The organism is Spiroplasma endosymbiont of Seladonia tumulorum (assembly GCF_964020235.1).
GTDB lineage: Bacteria > Bacillota_I > Bacilli_A > Mycoplasmatales > Mycoplasmataceae > Spiroplasma.
In genome coordinates this window covers 1,546,310-1,565,984 of the sequence record NZ_OZ026545.1, presented here as the reverse complement: position 1 = coordinate 1,565,984, position 19,675 = coordinate 1,546,310, and the positions used below count along the sequence as shown (strand labels likewise).

The window sequence follows — 19,675 nt, the reverse complement described above, 5'->3', positions numbered from 1 at the left end:
TTTTTTGTAAATTAGCATCATAAAATAATCTTATTTTTAAAAAAGAAAATTGTAAATTTTTAATATGTACAAATGATTAAATCTAAGTTTAAAAAATCTAACATTAACTGTCAGATTAATAAAATTAGTTAAGTTCTGTCACAATTTGACTTACTTTGGTTTCAACAAAATAAGCATACTCTTTAATTAATTCTTCTTGTCCTTCTAAAAAGAATAAAATTTTCATGATTTTTTCTTTTAGATCTGAAACTTCTTCATCACTACTATAATTTTCAATAAAATAGATTTCAACTAATTGCTCTGCAATTTCTTCATCAGCAACTGATTGTTCATAATAATTATTGTAATTAGCTTCATTTAGAACTTCGCCAATAAAATCACGAAAAAGTTTATCATCATTAATTTTAGTTTTAATTTTTAATAATAATTCCTTTAATTCTGGTTTCATAACTTCCTCCCTTGTTTAAACTACTTATATTGTACTATATAAATTAATTATTTGTTTGAAGAAATAATTTGTTATATTGCTTCAAATATTTAGCACGATGTTCATTAATTGCAAGCAATTGCTTACTAATTAATGTTTCTTTCGTTAAAAATTCATTTTTTTTCAATTTCAAATGGTTTTAAAATTAGAATTACAACATTTTGTAATCTTAATACTAATTCTTGATTATCCAATAATTGAATAGCATTAGTTAATATTTTTTCATAATTAAAGCCTGCTAAAGAATCATTTACGGGGCCAATTAGTTTGGCGTTCCTTTTCAAAAGTAATCGTTGTAAACGCTCATATTCATCATCAAAATAATTTCGTTTAATATAAAACTCAACTTCTTTTTCAAAATCATTAGTATTTTTTGACTTTTTGCGGCGAAAAATATTACGATGATTACCAGTTGTATATCCTTTAGCAACTAAATTTGATAAATCCGTTGTTAAATCAATATTTTCTTCAACCTTTACTGTTACAATAAACAAAACTCGTACGACATAACCAATAAAAATTTGATTATTTTTGTCATTAAAATCATAATATTTTAAAATATCTAAGCAAGTCATAATATCATTACGCAGTGATTCTGTTTGATAACGATGATATAGTTTAGTTAATTCATCAACTAAAACTTTAATATTACTATCCATCCTACCCCCACTTCATGCTCCTATTATGATTTTACCATATCTGATGAAATTACAAATGGTAAATTAATATTATGTTCTTGCAAAAAGATAATTTTTTCTAACCGTGATAATTGCTTAAAAGCGGCTTCACATTGCATTGCTGCAGAACGAGTTGCATATTCTTCACTATAAATTATTTTGATTGGTCGTCGTTTTGCTAAAGCGGTATATTTTGCCCCAATGCCCATATTATGTTCTTTTTCGCGCCGTCTTAAATCAACCGTATAACCAGCATAGAGTGTTTCATCAGCACAGAATAAGACATAAAAATAATGTTTTTGCATCATATTGCTAAACCATCGTTTCAAAATCAAGCACTTTGTCAGCTCAATTAACATTTAAATTAATATCATGCGTTGTAATTAGAACTGTTCCATCAAAGGCTTGAATTGCTTCTAACAATGCTTTTTTGGTCAAAACATCAATATGGTTCGTTGGTTCATCTAAAATTAGTAAACTACATGGTTGTAAAGATAATGCCGATAACCGAACCTTTGTTTGTTCACCACCCGACAACTTTGTTATCTGATTTTGCATTAAAGTACTTTTAACGCCAAAGTTGGCTAAAATACTTCGAATTCGCCCTTCTTCCAAGTCTGGAAATAAGTTTTTTAAATATTCAATTGGTGTCATATCCATTAATTGTTCAATTTGATGAAAATACGCAATAACTACTCCATTACCAATTTTTAATGTTCCACCTAACTTAGGAATATTTCCTGCTAAAGTATTTAGAAAGGTTGTTTTTCCAATTCCATTATATCCTTGCACAATACATTTTTCACCATCACGAATATCAAATGTTAATTGCTTAATTAAAGGAAGCTGATATCCTATTGCTAATTGCTCTGCACTAATAATAGTCATACTAGCTGGTCTCTTATATTTAAAAACAAATTTTGGTTTTGTTAATTCATGCCGTTTATCCATTACCTCAATTTTATCAATTTGTTTTTGTCGTGACTGGGCGCTTCTTGCTGTTGAAGCACGCGCCTTATTTTTTGCGACATAAGTTTCCAATTTTTTAATTAGACGTTCTTGACCTTTTTGTGCTTTATCATATTGTTCATTTTTTAATTCACTTAATGCTAAATATTGTTGATAATTACCAACATAGCGATTAATGCTTAAGTTTTCAATAGCATAAATCACTTTTGCTACTTTATTAATAAAATCAATATCATGAGAAACAACTAGAAACGCTTTTTCATAATTTTGTAAAAATTTGGCTAATCATTTAACTTGTTCTAAATCTAAAAAGTTAGTTGGTTCATCTAATAACAAAAAATCATTTTCTGATAATAATAACTTTGCTAGGATAACTTTTCCTCGTTGACCACCCGATAATTCGGATAATTTAACATTCAATTTTTCTGGATCAATTCCTAAACCATCAACTAAACTACGAATTTCCTTATCAATTGTTTCAAAACCATTTTGATCTAAGTGTTCTTGTAATTTCAGTGCTTTGACAAGTTCATCTTCATTATAATTAAGACTCATTTTTTCATAAATTGCATGAATTTTTTCCTCAATTTCAAATAAATGTTGATATGTTAATTTTAAAAATTGATCAACTGTTAATGTTCCATCTAACTCTTGGTGTTGGTCTAAATAACCAATTTTTACCCTTGTATGCAACTCAATATCTGCTTCATCAGGAGTAAGTTTTCCATAAATAATACTTAATAATGTTGTTTTCCCTGTTCCATTTGCTCCAATTAAAGCTAAATGTTCACCTTTATTAATTCAAATTGCTGAATTTTTATATAAAACTTTCCCACCGTTAGCATGACTTAAATTTTCAATATTAATTAAACTCATTTTAACCTCAATCCTTTATTCTAAGATATAATTATATCTTATTTTAAGAAAAATAAAAAAAAGTTAAATCTATCAAAGTTAACTTCTGAAAATAAAATCTTATTTATTATTTTTTATTATTAATTATTTTACTAACCCTAAAAAAGTTTTTGGTTCTAAACTAGCACCGCCAACCAAAGCACCATCAATATCTGGTTGAGCTAATAATTCTTGAATATTTTCCGGTTTAACACTACCTCCATATTGAATTCGTATCATATTTGCTACTACTTCATCATAAAGATTAGCAATTTTTGCTCGGATTATTGCACAAACATTTTGTGCAATCTCAGCTGTTGCTGTTTTCCCTGTTCCAATTGCTCAAATTGGTTCATAAGCAATAACAATTGTTTTTGCATCTTCAAAATCAATACCTTGTAATGCTTTTTTAATTTGTGTTTCAACAATTTGCTGTGTTTCATTGTTTTCATATTGTTGTAATGTTTCACCACAGCAAATAATCGGCATCATCCCTTTTGCTAAGATTTTTTTTGCTTTTAAGTTTATTGTTTCATTTGTCTCATTAAACATTTCACGACGTTCTGAGTGTCCAATAATAACATGCGTAATCTTTAAAGATTGCAACATTTCAACTGAAATTTCACCAGTAAAAGCCCCAAAATCTTCATAATGACAATTTTGAGCCGCAATAATTAAATGATGCGCATGTTGTTTTGCTACTGCTAAATTAACAAATGGTACTGCAATACCAGCTTCAAGTTTTAAATCATGACATACATTATCAACTTGTTTTAAAAAGTCAATTGTTTCATCCGTTGCTTTATGCATTTTTCAATTTCCAATAATAATTGGTTTTCGCATTCTTCTCCCTCGTTTCTATCTAACATTTTAATTATATACTTAAATTTTAATGATTTCTTAATAAAATATTAACTTTCTTAATATTATAATGTTTTCATAGAGGTAAAAAGATGTTTTTATCAGCATTTGAAATGAAATACAATACTAAATCAATTAAAAGACTACCAAAAATTAATAATTCAGATAAATGGTTAATTATTGATATTCGTCCAAAAGAAGAATGAATTGAAAGTCATATTATTAATAGTATTAATATTCCTCATCATCTTTTTCGTTTAATTTATTCAAAAAAAGTAACTAAAAATAAAAAAATTCTTTTTGTTTCAAGTGCTGGCCATTCTCTTTTAGATTTATACCGTTTATTAAAAAAAACATAATTTTAAAGTTTATATTCTTATTGGTGGATGAAAAAAAGTTCATCAGTTTGATGAACTTGATAAAATTCTTACTTATAATCCTATTGATTAACATTATTAATCAATGGGGTTTTTATTTTTACTTCACCAGCAGGTGGTGTTGCTTTATGCCATAATAATAATTCATTAATACCTCATATTACTAATGTTCCCCAAATAATAATTAATAAACTATATAAAGTTTTATGATTACTACTATAAGCAAAGAAATTATACATAATATAACCTATTAAATCTATTAGCAAGAAAAGAGAAAAACCAGCATAATAATACATTCCTTTTACTTTTGCTACTTCTACTTGCTTTGTATAACGATTAACACAAACAGCAATAATTAAACTAATATAACATAGAAAAGCAGTAAAACTAACGGCATTAGAAGAAAGATCTAATAAATACATTGGATCACCTATAACGCCAAGACTAAGTCCCATTAATATTAAATTGAAACAAACAGTAATTGCCATTTGAATCAAACCAATTTGTTGATAACTTAATTCTTTCTTTCCAATATAAACAAGATTTTCTTCTTGCACTGTATGTCCAAATGAAGGAGCTACAAAGGTTAAACCATTAATACTCATTAATGCTGTTAACATAATAAATCACATTAAGACTTTTGCAATTGGACCACCAAGGAGATTTTTAAATAAAGTAAAAACACTACCATCATTTGTTCCTAAAAATAAAGAAATAACTTCTAAAATATAAAAAATAGTAATAAATAACATTGCAGCAAATAATGCTTTTGGAACAACATTTTTGTTAGAAACTTCTTTTTGTAATCCTGCAGCATAAATAAAACCATCAAATGAAAATAATACTGGTAAAATCCCCATAAAGAAGTTACCAAACTTTAATTCTCTATATTTATCAAAAACATTATTTTCAATTGGAGCAACAAAGCCTATAACTAGACTAACTAGTAAAGGAATAAATTTAATAAATGTTCCAATTGTTTGAACTCATTTACCAACATTTCGGAAAAAAATATTTATTAAGTAAAATAAAATTAAAATAACAAGGCCAACAGCAATCGCAATTATATGTTGTGTTTCCTTACTAATGCTTTGCACTTCTAGTGCATCAAACATTGCATTAATACTAAAAATTGGGAAAAGACCCAATAAAATTGGGAAATAAAAAAAGATATAAAATAATGCTATTAAACTACCAACTTGCCGACCAATTAAAATATTAGCCCATGATGGTAATGTCCCATGTCCACTTTTAGTTTTTACTGATGTAACTTCAATAAAGACCATAATCATTGCCATTCCTAAAATTCCAACTAAAATCCATAATCCAATTGATAAATAAGGATTTTGAGTAAAATATAAAAGATGTCCTTCTGAAGTATCATTTTTTAAATAAATTCCAATTCCAATTGTAATTCCAACCGCTGTTGAAAAAACAGTTAAAAATTCAAAAAATTTAACGTGCTTTTTAGGCTTTCCCATTAGTTTTTCCTCCATTTTTAATGACCTATTTTAATAAAAAATAATAAATGAATTATAACATAAATTATTTTATATTTTCATAATATTTTTTCTTAATTTCACGAAATAAGTGGTTTACTCCCGATTTTGAAATTTCAATACTAGTTTCATTTTCTAATAATGCTGACAAATCTTGCAACGATGCATCGGGATAAGCAATTCGTAATAAAGCTACTTTTTTGGTATTTTCATTTAGTTCATCAAACAAATCATGTTCAAGTAAATAATTAATCATTGCAACTTGTTCTTCCCCAGCTTTAATTGCTTTTTGTTGATTTGAAATTTCAATATTATTTAAACGATTAATACTATTAACCATATCCCTTGAAATACGAGTATTTTCAAAAGCAAGGACACTATTAATTGCATCAATTAATTTTAAGAAATCTGAAACTAAAATTGATTTTTTTAAATAACAAACATAACGATCATGACGGACAATTATCTTAAATGGAAAATGAAATTTATGCAATAATTTTTGAAAATATTGTGCTGAAACTTCATCATTAAACTGAACTTCTAAATGATAATTACTTGTTTCTGGTGAATTAACACTACCACAAGCAACAAAAATGCCTGCAATATAAGCACGTTGTTGTCGTTCATTTCATTCTGATGGAATGGCAACAATTTTTTGATTAGTTTCTGCATCAAAAATTTGTAGGTCTTTTAATATTTCAGTAGCTCGTTCTTTAATTCGTAAATTGAAGGTTTTGCTATTTTTTAATTTTGTACCTTGAACAATAATGATGTCAATTTTAACTTGATATAAATTTTTTAAAAACGTATAAATTGTTCGAATAATTAGATTACTAATTGAGGTTACTTCAAAGTTAAAAAAATGATTACTAATATTTAATGTCATATTATATTTAACAAAACCAGTTAAAAAAGCTTTCTGACACATTTGGTCAAATTCTTTTCTAACAATTTCCTTTTTTACTTCCAACGCAAAGCTCATCTTTATCCCCCATTTTAATTTAATAATACAGAAAAACCACTACTTTAGCATAGTGGTTTATTAATTACCCTTTTTGTTTAAATTCTCGAATTTCTTGTTCTGAATCATGAAACGGTTCAGCTTGAATATCACCATCAATTTTGCGAATAACAACATTTGCTAATTTAATTACAACTTCATGTGCAATTGATAATTGCATATGCTCAAATAATTTTGCAGCTTCTTCAACATAAGCGTGTAATGGATTTGTTTGAGCATAACTTCGTAAGTAAATTCCACTTCGTAATTTACTTGCTTGATCAATATGTTTTGTTCAATAATCATCAAACGAAGTAATAATTGCACTTCGTTCAATTTGATTAATAACAGCAGCAGGAACATCTTCTGTTCGCGCTAAATAAAATTCATTCATTTTTGTTGCCACATATTTTGCAACTTCTTCTCGCTTCATTTTTTCCATGACTGCTTTTTCTAACACATTAGCTGCAACAACTTTATCACTAATCCCCTTAATTAAATCATCATAATGAATAAATCATTCCTCATGCGATTCATTACCAAACATTTTGGTTAAATCATAAGCTGCCGAATATTGCATTTTTTTAATAATTGGTTTTAAATCAGTTGCTGTTAAAATTTGATCACGTCGTGCATACATTGCTTCACGATGTTGTGCTAAAACATTATCATAATCTAAAATATGTTTTCGTTGATCAAAATTCATTCCCTCAACTTTTTTTTGTGCATTAGAAATTGCTCTTGTTAACATTCGTGATTGAATAAAATCCGAACCTAACCGAGCAAAAATTCGACGTAGGCGATCCCCACCAAAACGCATCATTAATTCATCATCCATAGCAACATAAAACCGTGAAAAACCAGGATCTCCTTGTCGTCCTGCTCGCCCTCGTAACTGGTTATCAATTCGACGTGCTTCGTTTCGTTCAACCCCAAAAACAGCTAATCCTCCAATTTCTTTAACACCATCACCTAACTTAATGTCTGTTCCCCGACCAGCCATATTTGTTGCTAAAGTAATAGCTCCTTTTTCACCAGCTTTTGCAATAATGTCTGCTTCACGCTCATGATTTTTCGCATTTAACATTTCAAATTTTAAGTTAGCATTTCGTAAATAATGCGACACAATTTCTGATGAATCAACTGAAGTTGTTCCAATTAAAATTGGTTGTCCCTTTTCATGCAAGGCAATAATTTCTTTCATCATTGCTTGCATTTTTACATCACGATTTGCAAACATATAATCAGCTTCATCACGGCGAATTAATGGGTGATTAGTTGGAACTTGAATTACACGCATATTATAAATTTTAATAAATTCTTCTTCCCCTGTTTTTGCAGTACCAGTCATCCCACTTAATTTATTATATAATCGGAAAAAGTTTTGGTAAGTAATTGTTGCCATTGTCACTGTTTCTTCTTCAATATCAACACGTTCCTTTGCTTGTAATGATTGTTGCAAACCATCACTATAAGCACGTCCCGACATTAAACGGCCAGTAAACTGATCAATTAAAATAATTTCATTATTTTGAACAACATATTCAACACCATTTTTAAAAACAAAATTAGCTTTTAAAGCATTTAGGATTAAATGGTATAATTCAGTATTTTTAATATCAAATAAAGAATTAATTGAAAAGATTTTTTCTGCTTTAGTAATTCCTTCTGGAGTTAAATAAACTTGTTTTGTTTCTAAATCAATTTCAAGATCATTCTCTCGTGATAATGATTTTGCAAAATGATCAGCTGCTTGATATTGCGGTGTTCGGTTTTGACGTCCCCCCGAAATAATTAATGGTGTTCTTGATTCATCAATTAAAATTGAGTCAGCCTCATCAATAATGGCATAATTTAATCCTCGTTGGACTTTCTCACTGTAAACTTTTACCATATTATCTCGTAAATAATCAAATCCTAATTCAGCATTAGTAGTATAAGTAATATCACAACTATATGCTTCTCTTTTTGCATCTTTAGTGATATCACGAGAATTTAAACCAACTGTTAAACCTAAAAAACTAAAAACTTGACCATTAATTTCTGAATCCCGTCTTGATAAATATTCATTAACAGTAATAACATGAACACCCTTACCAGTTAAACCATTCAAATATGTTGGTATTAAAGCAGTTAAAGTTTTTCCTTCTCCTGTTTTCATTTCAGCCACATCACCTTCATGAAGAACAATACCCCCAATTAGTTGGACACGATAAGCATGTAATCCTAAAATTCGACGAGCTGCTTCACGGGCAACAGCAAATGCTTCAACTAAAATATCATCTAATGTAGCACCTTCTGCTAACTTCGTTTTAAATTCATTTGTCTTTTCTTTTAATGCATCATCAGACAATGCTCTCATTGTTTCATCTAACGCCATAATTTTATCTGCTATTTTCCCATGTTTTTTTACAATTTTACGATCGCTAACTGCCATTCAACTATCTCCTCTATTCTATATAATTATAAACATTCACATTTATTCTATCATAAAAAACAATAGTTGGCATAGTTATTCCATTTTGACAATAAAACGACATTTTGTCGTTTTATTATATTATTTATTTTGAACAGCTTCAATACCAGGCAGTGGTTTCCCTTCCATATATTCTAAACTAGCACCACCACCAGTTGAAATATGCGTAAATTTATCTTTATATCCTAATTGAATTGCCGCTGCAGCTGAATCGCCTCCTCCAATTAAAGTAAAGGCTCCTTTTAATTCAGCAATTGCTTCACAAACAGCTTTTGTTCCAATACTATAATTTTTAAATTCAAAAACTCCCATTGGTCCATTTCAAGCAACCGTTTTTGCATCCGCTAATTCTTTTTTAAATAATTCAATTGTTTTGGAACCAATATCTAATCCCATATAACCATCATCAATATCCAAACCTGTTGTAACTTTTGCTGGTACATCAGCAAATTCAGGTGCTTCTAATGCATCAATTGGTAAAATAATTTTTCCTTTTGCTTTTGCTAAAAAGGTTTTAGCAATTTCAACTTTATCAACTTCTAATAATGAATTTCCAATTTTGTGACCTTGAGCAGCAAAAAAAGTATATGCCATTCCACCACCAATTAAAATCTTATCTGCTTTTGTTAATAAATGTTCAATTACCCCAATTTTATCAGAAACCTTTGCGCCACCAATAATAGCAACAAATGGTTTAACTGGATTGTCTACTCCTTGTGACAACATTTTTACTTCTTTTTCCACTAAAAATCCTAAACATGATTCAGCAATATTTTCTGCAATCCCAACATTTGAAGAATGAGCACGATGCGCAGTTCCAAATGCATCATTAACAAAAACATCACCTAAACTTGCTCAATATTTCCCTAAAGCAGGATCATTTTTGCTTTCTCGTTTTGCAGTTGCTTTGCCATCACTATCAACACTAATTTGACCATTACTATTAATAATATCAGCAAAGCGTGTATTTTGAAATAAAATTACATCTTGATTATGCATTTCATCAATAGCTTCTTCCAATTGTTTTCCTTCAAAAGCATTAATAAACTTAACTGGTTGTCCTAATTTTTGTTCTAATACCTTTGCCACTGGCGCCATATCACGTTTTTCTAAATCATCAGCTGTTTTAACTTTCCCTAAATGAGAAAATAAAATTACTTTTGCTTCTTGTGCTAACAAATATTTAATTGTGGATAAAGCTGCAGTAATCCGATTATCATCAGTAACTTGCCCTTCCTTCATTGGAACATTAAAATCAACACGGACTAAAACTTTTTTTCCTTTAACTTGAACATCTTTTAATTCTTTTTTGTTTGTCATAAATTCTTCTCACTTTCTTTTTCATCTTTATCCAATATATATCTTACCGCAAAAAATACCTTTTTAATGACAACTATTAAGGTATTCTAAGGCAAATTGCGCTGCTTTTGCTCCATCACTAATCGCAGTTGCAATTTGTCGTAATGTTGTATTTGTCACATCACCAGCGGCATATAATCCTGGCAATGCTGTTAAACATTTATTATTAACAATAAAATAGCCTTCTTCATTTAAAACTCCTAAGTTTTTTGCAAAATCACTAATTGGAATCGCCCCAATATATGGGAAAATAGCACTAACTGGTAAATTATCAATTTTACCTGTTTTCACATTTTTAATAACAACTGTTGTCACCCGTTTTTCGGTTACATCCTTAATTTCAGTTACTATTGTATCAACAATAAAATTAATTTTAGGATGTGCTTTTACTTTATTCACAATATTATTATCAGCACGAAATTCATCACGACGATGAATTAGATAAACTTTATTAACAAAGCGCGCTAAATAAAGAGCTTCTTCAAGAGCAGCATAGCCTCCCCCAACAACAACTACATCTTTTTCTTTATATAAAGCGCCATCACAAACTGCACAATATGAAACTCCATGTCCTTCTAATTCTAATTCACCAGGCACTCCTAATTTACGTTCAACTGTTCCGGTTGCAACAATAACTGCTTTTGCTAATAAGATTTTTTTTGAAAATAACTCTAATTTAAACAAATTATCTTGTCTTATAATATTTGTCACACGATCAGCAATATATGAGATTTTTAATTTTTGGGTTTGTTCAAACATTTTCATGGCTAATTCATAGCCTTGAATATTATCAAAACCAGGATAATTTTCAATTTCACTTGTCTTTGTTGCTTTTCCTCCTGGTGCTCCTTTTTCAATCATTGCAATATTTGCCATTGCTCGTGCAGCATAAATTCCTGCTGTCATCCCACCAGGACCAGCTCCAATAATTAAAATATCATATATTTCATTAGTATTGTTTTTCATATAATCATCCGCCTTTTCTTCATTTTATAACAGCTATCCATTGGGCAAATAATATTAAAATAATACCAATTACAATCATTAAACTAAGAATAACATAATCCAATGTTCGCATATTTTTTAAAAATAAATCATGATCATCTCGTTGTGTTTCTAAAATAATCCGAATGAAATTATAACCAGCAATATACATCCCAGTTTTAATTCCACAACGGAAAATTTTTAAACGATGAGGGTTTTCTTTTTTTTCTAATTCTCGGACATCAGCTGTAAAAATTTGTTTTAATCGTGCACCACAATATTTCCAATGTGCTTTCATCACTTGTTTTTTTGTCATCTTATGCTTATTTTTAAAATAAACTTTTTTCAAATTTACTTGTTGTGATAAATTATTAACAACCATTGGATCGGGTTTGATATCATAGTATCATTTTGCTCAAACACCTTTTCACGATAACTGCATAAAATCGGGTTCTTCTTTTTTAAACCTTCAATAATAACTATAACAAAATATTAATGGTAATGTAATCACAATTAAGAATCATAATAAAATATTAGCCAATGATTCATATAGAAAAATTGGTTGAAAATATTGCACATTATTAAAATCAGTTGGGTCAACAGGGTTTCCGTTAATCCCAATTGCCTCTGTTGGATGAAAATTATTTGGTACCAGAGTTGGGACATATCATTTAAAAAAATTATCACGAATAAAACTTGGCAATCACATTAATTGTTTGTGTGCAATTGGTGCTCCTAATAATTCATGATTAAAAAAATTACCTCATCGCCCAATTGCTTGTGCTAACAAAATATTTGGAACAATTAAATCAGCATATACTCATAACGAAATATTATGTTTTCGTGATTCAAAACCAAATCAAATTCAGCCGGCAATTAAACCAAAAATTAGCCCCCCATGAATACTCATTCCTGGTTCTCAGAAAGCAAATAATGTAAAAAAGAAAATTGGATTTTTAACATCATATTTACCCAAAAAACTAGCCCCTAATAAAGCAATCGGTGTAATCACAAAAATTCCTCAGTAAAATCCTTGCGTTGGAATATCACGTTTACGAAAATTAATTCATGATAAAATAATGGTAATTGCAAAACCACAAAAAATTAAAAATCAATAAGGACGAAATCAATTTCCATAAGTATCGTGGACAATTCATGTTGCTAAATTCACGTTATAAACTCCTTCTCAATTTTATTTTGAATATTCTTTAAAACGATCTTGTAAAATTTGCATCGAAGAAATTCCCGCTTCATCTAATTTTAATTTTGAAACTGCTGTCTCAACTAATTCACTAACATTACGCCCATATGTAACTGGAATTGTTACAATTGGTACCTTTGTATCTAAAATTTTAATATGTTTATACTTAGATCCTAATCGGTCAATTGATTTATATTGTTCATCATCTAAATGAATTAATTCAATTACTAAATCAATTTTTGATTCATCTAATAACACTTGCAAACCATAAATTTTACTTAAATCTAAGATTCCTAAACCACGGACTTCAATTAAATTTTTTAACATTTCATGTGATTGCCCATATAATCTATTATTTCGTTGCTGAATAATAATCCGATCATCACCAACAAACAAATGATTTTTTTTAATTAATTCTAATGTCATTTCTGATTTTCCAATTCCTGATTTTCCTTTTAATAAAATTCCTTTCCCAAAAACATTAATTAATGATGCATGTTCTTCTGTTACTGGTGCGAAATGTTCATCAAAAAATTCTAATACCATTTGATATAAACGACTTGTTGTAATATTGCTTGCACGAACAACTGGACAACTATGTTTTTTTGCAATTTCTAATAATAATTTATCAGTAAATTTTTCCGTTAAAATAATCATTGGAATATTTTCATTTAAAATATACTCATAGCTCTCTCTTCTTTCTTTTTCACTTAAGGTATTCACAAATAATTGCTCTTTATTTGATAACAAAACTACCCGACGATTACTATTATTTTTTTCAAAATCAAAGCCAGCTAATTCTAATCCTGGTCGATTAAGACCATAAATTTTAATAGGTCGTTTAAGACCTTCCCTTCCAGCTAACACCTCGTAGCCAAATTTATCAACAATATCTTTTACAATAAACTTTGTCATTCCCAGTTCCTCCCTGTAAATTAATACTATCACAAATCATTATTCTGCTTCAATTTCAATAATAATATCGCGTAATTCTGCAGCTCGTTCAAAATCAAGTTTTTTACTTGCCTCATACATTTCTTTTCGTAAATCTTGTAGTAATCCTTCTTTAGCTGTTTTATATTCTTTTGATTTTTTATTTTTAATGTTATGTAATTTATCATTTTGACGTTTAATATTAGTATAATCACGAATATTCTTAATAATTGTTGTTGGAGTAATATGATATTTCAAATTATATGCCTCTTGAATTTGCCGACGGCGAGCAGTTTCTCGCATTGCTTTTTGCATTGATTCAGAAACACTATCAGCATATAAAATAACATTCCCAACCGCATTCCTTGCAGCACGACCAATTGTTTGAATTAAACTTCGTTCATTTCGTAAAAATCCTTGCTTATCAGCATCAAGAATACAAATTAATGATACTTCTGGAATATCAATTCCTTCACGAATTAAGTTAACACCAATAATACAATCATAAACTCCTTTTCGTAAATCCAATAAGATTTGACTACGTTCTAAAGTTTTTAATTCACTATGTAAATATGCAACTTTAACATTTTGTTCTTGTAAGTAACTTGTTAAATCTTCTGACATCCGAATTGTTAAAGTAGTAATAAAAACACGTTCATTTTTTTTCGACGAATTTTTACTTGTTCAATAATATCATTAATTTGTCCTACTGTTGATTTTACTTCTACGGTTGGATCTAATAATCCCGTTAATTTTTGATTAAATTCATCAAAATTTAAGGAACGATTATCTAATGCACTTTTTAAACGAAAACCATAATTTACTAAGGTTTCTTTTCGACTTCGATCTGTGTTATACATTGCTCGAATTTGCGGCAATGACATATGTGATTCATCAATAATAGTTAAAAAATCTTGGCCAAAAAAATCAATCAAAGTATACGGCGCTTCACCTTCTTCTCGTAAATCTAAATGTCGTGAATAGTTTTCAATTCCAGAACATATTCCACTTTCACGAAGTAAATCTAAATCATATTCAGTTCGTTGTTTTAAACGTTGTAATTCAATAATTTTTCCAGCTGCTTCTAATTCAGCTAAGCGAACTTTTAATTCTGCTTCAATTCGTTTAATTGCTTCAGCAAAGCGTTCTGGAGAAGTAATATAATCTTGCGCTGGAAAAATTGTTAATGTTGATAACCGCTGTGTAACATCACCAGTAATTCCATTAATATAAGCTAAATCATCAATTTTATCTCCAAACAAATCAATGCGAATAAAAGTTTTAACATTTCACCCTGGAACAATTTTAATTACATCACCTTTAGCACTAAAACTACCTGGAATCAATTCAATATCATTACGAACATATCCTGATGATACTAAAAAATTGGCTAAATCTTTTTTACTAATTTTTTGATTACGATTAATTTGCAAAAAAGATTTTTTATATTCATTTGGATCTTGTGCTCCATAAATTGCAGCAACAGAAGCCACGACAATAACATCTTTACGAGTTGTTAAAGCATAAAAAGCACTTAACCGCATCAAGTCTAACTCCATATTTTGGCGAGCATCTTTATTAATGTATAAATCTTTTCCTGGCAAATAAGCTTCCGGTTTGTAAATTGTACTATGAAGTGTAGCACTCTACTTTATTTTATTATAACACCAATAAAATAAATGTTCAATATAATTTATTTAAAAAAATTTAGTAGTTTTGTTTTAAATTTATGAATTTTGGCACACTGAAAAATAAAATGATTAAAATTTTTATAGGTAATTATATTAAAAATTAAACATTTGTATAAAAACTTCTTTTGAAGATAGTCAATGTAAAGATTTTTTAAGTTTAGAGTTTATTATATTAGCAACTTCTTGATAATAATTTCTTGAATAAATACTTAAATCAATTCCTTTGGAAAATCAATGTCTAAAATCACGAATTGCTCTTTCAACTTTGGGTTTTTGTGTTGGAGTTCCAGCATCACAAAAATATACTTTAGCATTTGTTATTTTTTCAATTTTTTTCTCAATTAGCAAATTCTTTTCCTCTATCTGTTATTATTCCTTTACATCTATCTTTTAAAAATCTGTTAAAAAAATTCGTTCTACTGTGTTTGTAACTTCTTTTGTTATTTTTTCTTTTAATGGTTCAATGATTTTAAATTGGGTTAATTCTTCGATTAAAACTAAACAAACACTATTGTTTTTACCAACCATACTATCCATTTGATATCAACCAAATTCATATTTATCATGTTTTGCTTCTTCAATAGTTCTAAAATTTCTTATTTTTCCACGGTTATCAATTCTATTTTTTGTTTTATATTTTCTACCGTGAAAATACAAATTATCTTTCTTGAAATTTAAAAATCCCAAATGAATATATTTATATAAAGTTTTAAAAGATACTGGAAATTTAATACCAAATTCTTTTTCATATTTTTACAGATTTGTTCTGATGAATCATGAAATTTGTTATATTTTTCATCTAATCATTCTAAAATATTTAACAATAATGATGATTTTTTAAAACATTTTTGTCGCTTTTGCAAATAATCTTCGTGTGCTAATTTAGCATCATATTCATTATCTTTTAATCTTTTTATTTCTCGTCTAATTGTATTGCGATTTTTATGCAATATTTTTGCTATTTTAGATATATTGGGTTGACCATTTTTTTAATGAATCAAGTTCTAATAAATCTTTTAACATTACTCTTTCTTTAAAAGAAAAATGATGTTTTGTTTTATTCATTCTAAAAAATCCCTTCTTTTATGCACAAAACTAATTATATAGTTTTTTTGAGGTTTTGGGCGAGCGGTTGATTTTCTTAAATTTTTGTGATAAAATGACTTACAAGTTAAAAAAAGTTTTGAGATTCTTTCAAACAAATTTGGGAACCTTTATAAAATTCTTCGCTTAAACGCTTAGAATTTTTCCCAAGTATTTTGAAAAGCGCGGCAAGAGTTTTTTTAAACTTTAAGGCATTTTTCACAAACTATAGAAAATCCCGCGAGCCCAGATTTAGTACAATATAATCACAATAATAATCATTTAAATAATTACCTTTCTCAAATATGCTTTAAAAATGCTTGACTTGCATATATATATAATGTCAATAGATCTTGATAAAAAGTTTCAAGATAAAAGAAAGGAAATTAAACAAAATGAAAAAACTGTTAAGTTTATTAAGTGTATTGATCGTTAGTGGGACTGCTGTTCCAACAACAGTTGCCGCCAGTTCTTATCAAAAAGAAAATAAAAAATTATTAAATAATAATATTAAAAATTTAAAACGAATTAAAAGAAGTTATCCCCCATCTTTGCAAAATATAATTACAACAATTAATATTGGTAAAATAAAAAAAGTTAACAAAAAAACTATTTTAAAAAGATTAAGTGAAATTAATCACCCAATTGTGTCAAGAACTGATTTCTTAGAAAATGTTGAATTTGAAAATATAACCGCTAATTCAGCAATAATTTATGCTAGACAAAATGTTTTGCACGCAGAACAACCAATACCTCATTCAATAAGATTTACAGTTAATTTTGATTCTAATGTAGTTAATTTTAATGAAATATTAGGTGTAACAAATGAAAACGTTATTTTAAATTTTGGAACAATTATAAATAATAGGCCCGAAACAATTGTAAATGAATTTATACAAAGATATGAATTAGAAAATTTATTGACAGTTGATGATTTAATAATTACAAATTTAACAAGCAGCTCAGTATTAATAGAAAGTTTAAATATTAATTATTTACTTTCTATAAATATAATTTTTATTTCAAGATATTTAAGTTTAAGAACATTTATTACTAATACTAATTTAGGTAATTTAGAATCAAATTCAAAGAAAAATATAATTGATAGAATAAAACAATTAAATAATTTAAATTATCATCATGGTAAAAATATAAGATTAGAAATTAGAAACATTACAAGAAATTCAGCTGAAATTTTATTTAGTCAAACAACTAATAGTAGTAGTTCATTACATACATTTCATTCTACTGAAAATCTTGATTATAATGATGTATTGAGGGTTTCTTTTTCTATAAAAAAAATTAATTTATCATCTGTTATTACTAATACTTATTTAGGTGATATACCAGATAATTCATTTCAAACAATTATTAGAGAAGTTATTAGAAGAAATCCAAATTCTAAATTAACAATTAATGATTTAATTAATTTAATAGAACACAGGATTATTTTTTATGAAAACACAGGCGAAGGTAGAATACAATTTTATACTGAATATTTAGAAAATACACCTTAATACAGGCAACATCGTTATTTCTTTTAATGTTATACATTTATCATCTGTTATTACTAATACTGATTTAGGTGATATACCAGATAATTCATTTCAAACAATTAATTATTAGAGAAGTTATTAGAAGAAATCCAAATTCTGGATTAACAGTTAATGATTTAGTAGTTATAAGAGCAACTACAAATTCAGCAACAATTACAAGTCAAAATAATAATTATTTTGGAAATATCAATGTATCTTTTAATAGAAGTAAAAAAAAGTAATCAAATATATAAACTACATGATGATAATTTAAATGATAATACTATTGAAAAATGATATAAGTTTTTACAACCTGATCAATTAAAAATCAGTTTTAACAAAGAAACCTGAGAAAAAAAATAAACCACATATTGAAGCAATAATTAATGTTGTAAATAAATTTTCACTAAGTAATCATAGTTTATTTCAAAAATATAATGAAGAAAATAAAAATACTTTAATTGCTTCTTTAATTCGTCATTTTACAGAAATAAATTATAGTTTTCAGTCAAGAAATTATTTATCTGTTACAACAAATACATTTGGTCTTACTTTTAATATTGAAAAAACGAAACTAAAAATAAAATAATTAAAGATGAGATTTAAAATATGAAAAAAATATTAAGTCTTTTAGGAACAATCACTTTAATTGGAACAAGTACACCAAGTTTAGTTGCTTGTAATAAAAAACACGAATATACACCAGAAGAATTAGAAAAATTTAAAAAAGAAAATAAAATAAATACAAAAAACCAAACCATTAGAGACAATTTAGAATGAATAGCACCACAAGAAAAACCATTTAACAAAATTGATGATAAATATTATTTTGTAATATCACGTGTAAATAAAAATGATGATTGGCATATTTCTAAATTTGAAAATAATATTCTTTTAAGTGACAATGAAAAAAAGAATTGTTGATAATTGAAATGGACGGGTATTAAATTTAAAAAATAGAGGTTTTGGACAAGTTAATTTGCAAATAATAGGCGATGGTTGAGTTTATTGATGAAAAACAGCGGATAATTATTTTAAATCAGTTTATTGTTGAAATAGTGTTGATGAACCAAATAAACCATTTATTGACCCAAAAACTGGACAAATTACTGATTGAAATTTAAAACAACAAAGAAATGTTAATAACAAAAAAGACAATAAAATTAAAGTAACTGTTAAAAACAAAGATATTTCAGAAAACCCTATTTATCAATTAGAAGCAAATTATTTTAATTGATTATCCATAACAAATGAATTAGAAACAAATAGCATTCCTTCTCTTATTCCTGCTGAAATTAAACTATCTGATGGTGAATATGGTAAATATTTAACTAATTTAATTATTTCTAATGACAGAATAGAAGACTATTTAAACTATTTTTCACAATGATATAGATTACTTTATTCAAAAGCAGTTTGAATAAGCATGACTAAAAATTTAGTTAAAGATAGTATTGAAATAACTTATGATGTTAAACTATTTTCTTTAAATCAAATTGAAATATCTGGGATATGGGGCTATGGGAATTATGATATTACAATTTTTACAGAAAAAAAACAAATTAATATTAATAAATTACAATTATTTAATAGAAATAATGAAAAAATATCATTGATTACATTAGAAATATAAAAAAGTCACTTATTAA

17 protein-coding genes and 2 pseudogenes are annotated in these 19,675 nt (G+C 27.4%); 5 read left to right on the top strand and 14 right to left on the bottom strand.

All coding sequences use genetic code 4. The annotated features are described in order from the left end of the window. Positions 1-124 precede the first annotated feature (124 nt). The 5 genes from AACL22_RS10000 to tpiA form a co-directional block, all read right to left on the bottom strand. Positions 125-448, bottom strand: coding sequence for a hypothetical protein (locus AACL22_RS10000; RefSeq protein WP_338991858.1), 324 nt, complete (start codon positions 446-448; stop codon positions 125-127). Positions 449-573: 125 nt separating this feature from the next. Further along, positions 574-1,146: a hypothetical protein gene (locus tag AACL22_RS09995; protein WP_338991857.1), complete on the bottom strand. Its 573-nt coding sequence runs from the start codon at positions 1,144-1,146 to the stop codon at positions 574-576. Between the two features lie 23 nt (positions 1,147-1,169). Then, positions 1,170-1,472 (bottom strand): GIY-YIG nuclease family protein, encoded by a 303-nt coding sequence (locus tag AACL22_RS09990; protein ID WP_338991855.1) that lies wholly within the window; start codon positions 1,470-1,472, stop codon positions 1,170-1,172. 4 nt (positions 1,473-1,476) lie between these two features. Then, complete coding sequence (locus tag AACL22_RS09985; RefSeq protein ID WP_338991853.1) at positions 1,477-3,009, bottom strand: ABC-F family ATP-binding cassette domain-containing protein; 1,533 nt, start codon at positions 3,007-3,009, stop codon at positions 1,477-1,479. 123 nt (positions 3,010-3,132) lie between these two features. Next, positions 3,133-3,870: a triose-phosphate isomerase gene (gene tpiA, locus AACL22_RS09980; protein ID WP_338991851.1), complete on the bottom strand. Its 738-nt coding sequence runs from the start codon at positions 3,868-3,870 to the stop codon at positions 3,133-3,135. Positions 3,871-3,980: 110 nt separating this feature from the next. On the opposite strand from tpiA, the gene AACL22_RS09975 reads away from it, so the two are divergent. Beyond that, positions 3,981-4,247 (top strand): rhodanese-like domain-containing protein, encoded by a 267-nt coding sequence (locus AACL22_RS09975; protein ID WP_338991849.1) that lies wholly within the window; start codon positions 3,981-3,983, stop codon positions 4,245-4,247. Positions 4,248-4,327: 80 nt separating this feature from the next. On the opposite strand, the gene AACL22_RS09970 is transcribed toward AACL22_RS09975, so the two are convergent. From AACL22_RS09970 to AACL22_RS13895, 9 genes and pseudogenes are all read right to left on the bottom strand, one after another. Next, complete coding sequence (locus AACL22_RS09970) at positions 4,328-5,746, bottom strand: APC family permease (protein WP_338991848.1); 1,419 nt, start codon at positions 5,744-5,746, stop codon at positions 4,328-4,330. 64 nt (positions 5,747-5,810) lie between these two features. Further along, a complete protein-coding gene (gene whiA, locus AACL22_RS09965) occupies positions 5,811-6,734 on the bottom strand; it encodes a DNA-binding protein WhiA (protein ID WP_338991846.1) in 924 nt (307 codons plus the stop codon). 76 nt (positions 6,735-6,810) lie between these two features. Further along, complete coding sequence (gene secA, locus AACL22_RS09960; RefSeq protein ID WP_338991844.1) at positions 6,811-9,201, bottom strand: preprotein translocase subunit SecA; 2,391 nt, start codon at positions 9,199-9,201, stop codon at positions 6,811-6,813. Positions 9,202-9,321: 120 nt separating this feature from the next. Then, a complete protein-coding gene (locus tag AACL22_RS09955; protein ID WP_338991842.1) occupies positions 9,322-10,560 on the bottom strand; it encodes a phosphoglycerate kinase in 1,239 nt (412 codons plus the stop codon). Positions 10,561-10,623: 63 nt separating this feature from the next. Beyond that, positions 10,624-11,565, bottom strand: coding sequence for a thioredoxin-disulfide reductase (gene trxB / locus AACL22_RS09950; protein ID WP_338991841.1), 942 nt, complete (start codon positions 11,563-11,565; stop codon positions 10,624-10,626). After that, positions 11,549-12,754: a prolipoprotein diacylglyceryl transferase gene (locus AACL22_RS09945; RefSeq protein WP_338991839.1), complete on the bottom strand. Its 1,206-nt coding sequence runs from the start codon at positions 12,752-12,754 to the stop codon at positions 11,549-11,551. The genes trxB and AACL22_RS09945 overlap by 17 nt, the downstream gene beginning before the upstream one ends. A 21-nt stretch (positions 12,755-12,775) precedes the next feature. Then, the gene (gene hprK, locus AACL22_RS09940) at positions 12,776-13,699 is read right to left on the bottom strand and encodes an HPr(Ser) kinase/phosphatase (RefSeq protein ID WP_338991837.1); all 924 of its coding nucleotides are present in this window, start codon (positions 13,697-13,699) and stop codon (positions 12,776-12,778) included. Between the two features lie 39 nt (positions 13,700-13,738). Next, positions 13,739-15,339, bottom strand: a pseudogene (locus tag AACL22_RS13900) (helicase-related protein); the annotation flags it as partial. 162 nt (positions 15,340-15,501) lie between these two features. Further along, positions 15,502-16,473: pseudogene (locus AACL22_RS13895) on the bottom strand (IS30 family transposase). A 413-nt stretch (positions 16,474-16,886) separates the two neighbouring features. On the opposite strand from AACL22_RS13895, the gene AACL22_RS09910 reads away from it, so the two are divergent. The 4 genes from AACL22_RS09910 (at position 16,887) to AACL22_RS09895 (ending at position 19,659) form a co-directional block, all read left to right on the top strand. Then, complete coding sequence (locus tag AACL22_RS09910) at positions 16,887-18,008, top strand: hypothetical protein (protein ID WP_338991827.1); 1,122 nt, start codon at positions 16,887-16,889, stop codon at positions 18,006-18,008. Positions 18,009-18,236: 228 nt separating this feature from the next. Continuing rightward, positions 18,237-18,389, top strand: a complete 153-nt coding sequence (locus AACL22_RS09905; protein ID WP_338991822.1) for a hypothetical protein — start codon at positions 18,237-18,239, stop codon at positions 18,387-18,389. Positions 18,390-18,635: 246 nt separating this feature from the next. Next, positions 18,636-18,953, top strand: coding sequence for a lipoprotein (locus AACL22_RS09900; RefSeq protein WP_338991825.1), 318 nt, complete (start codon positions 18,636-18,638; stop codon positions 18,951-18,953). Beyond that, positions 18,931-19,659 carry a hypothetical protein gene (locus tag AACL22_RS09895; protein ID WP_338991824.1) on the top strand — a complete coding sequence of 243 codons (729 nt, stop codon included), beginning with the start codon at positions 18,931-18,933 and terminating at the stop codon, positions 19,657-19,659. The genes AACL22_RS09900 and AACL22_RS09895 overlap by 23 nt, the downstream gene beginning before the upstream one ends. The last annotated feature ends 16 nt before the right edge of the window (positions 19,660-19,675 follow it).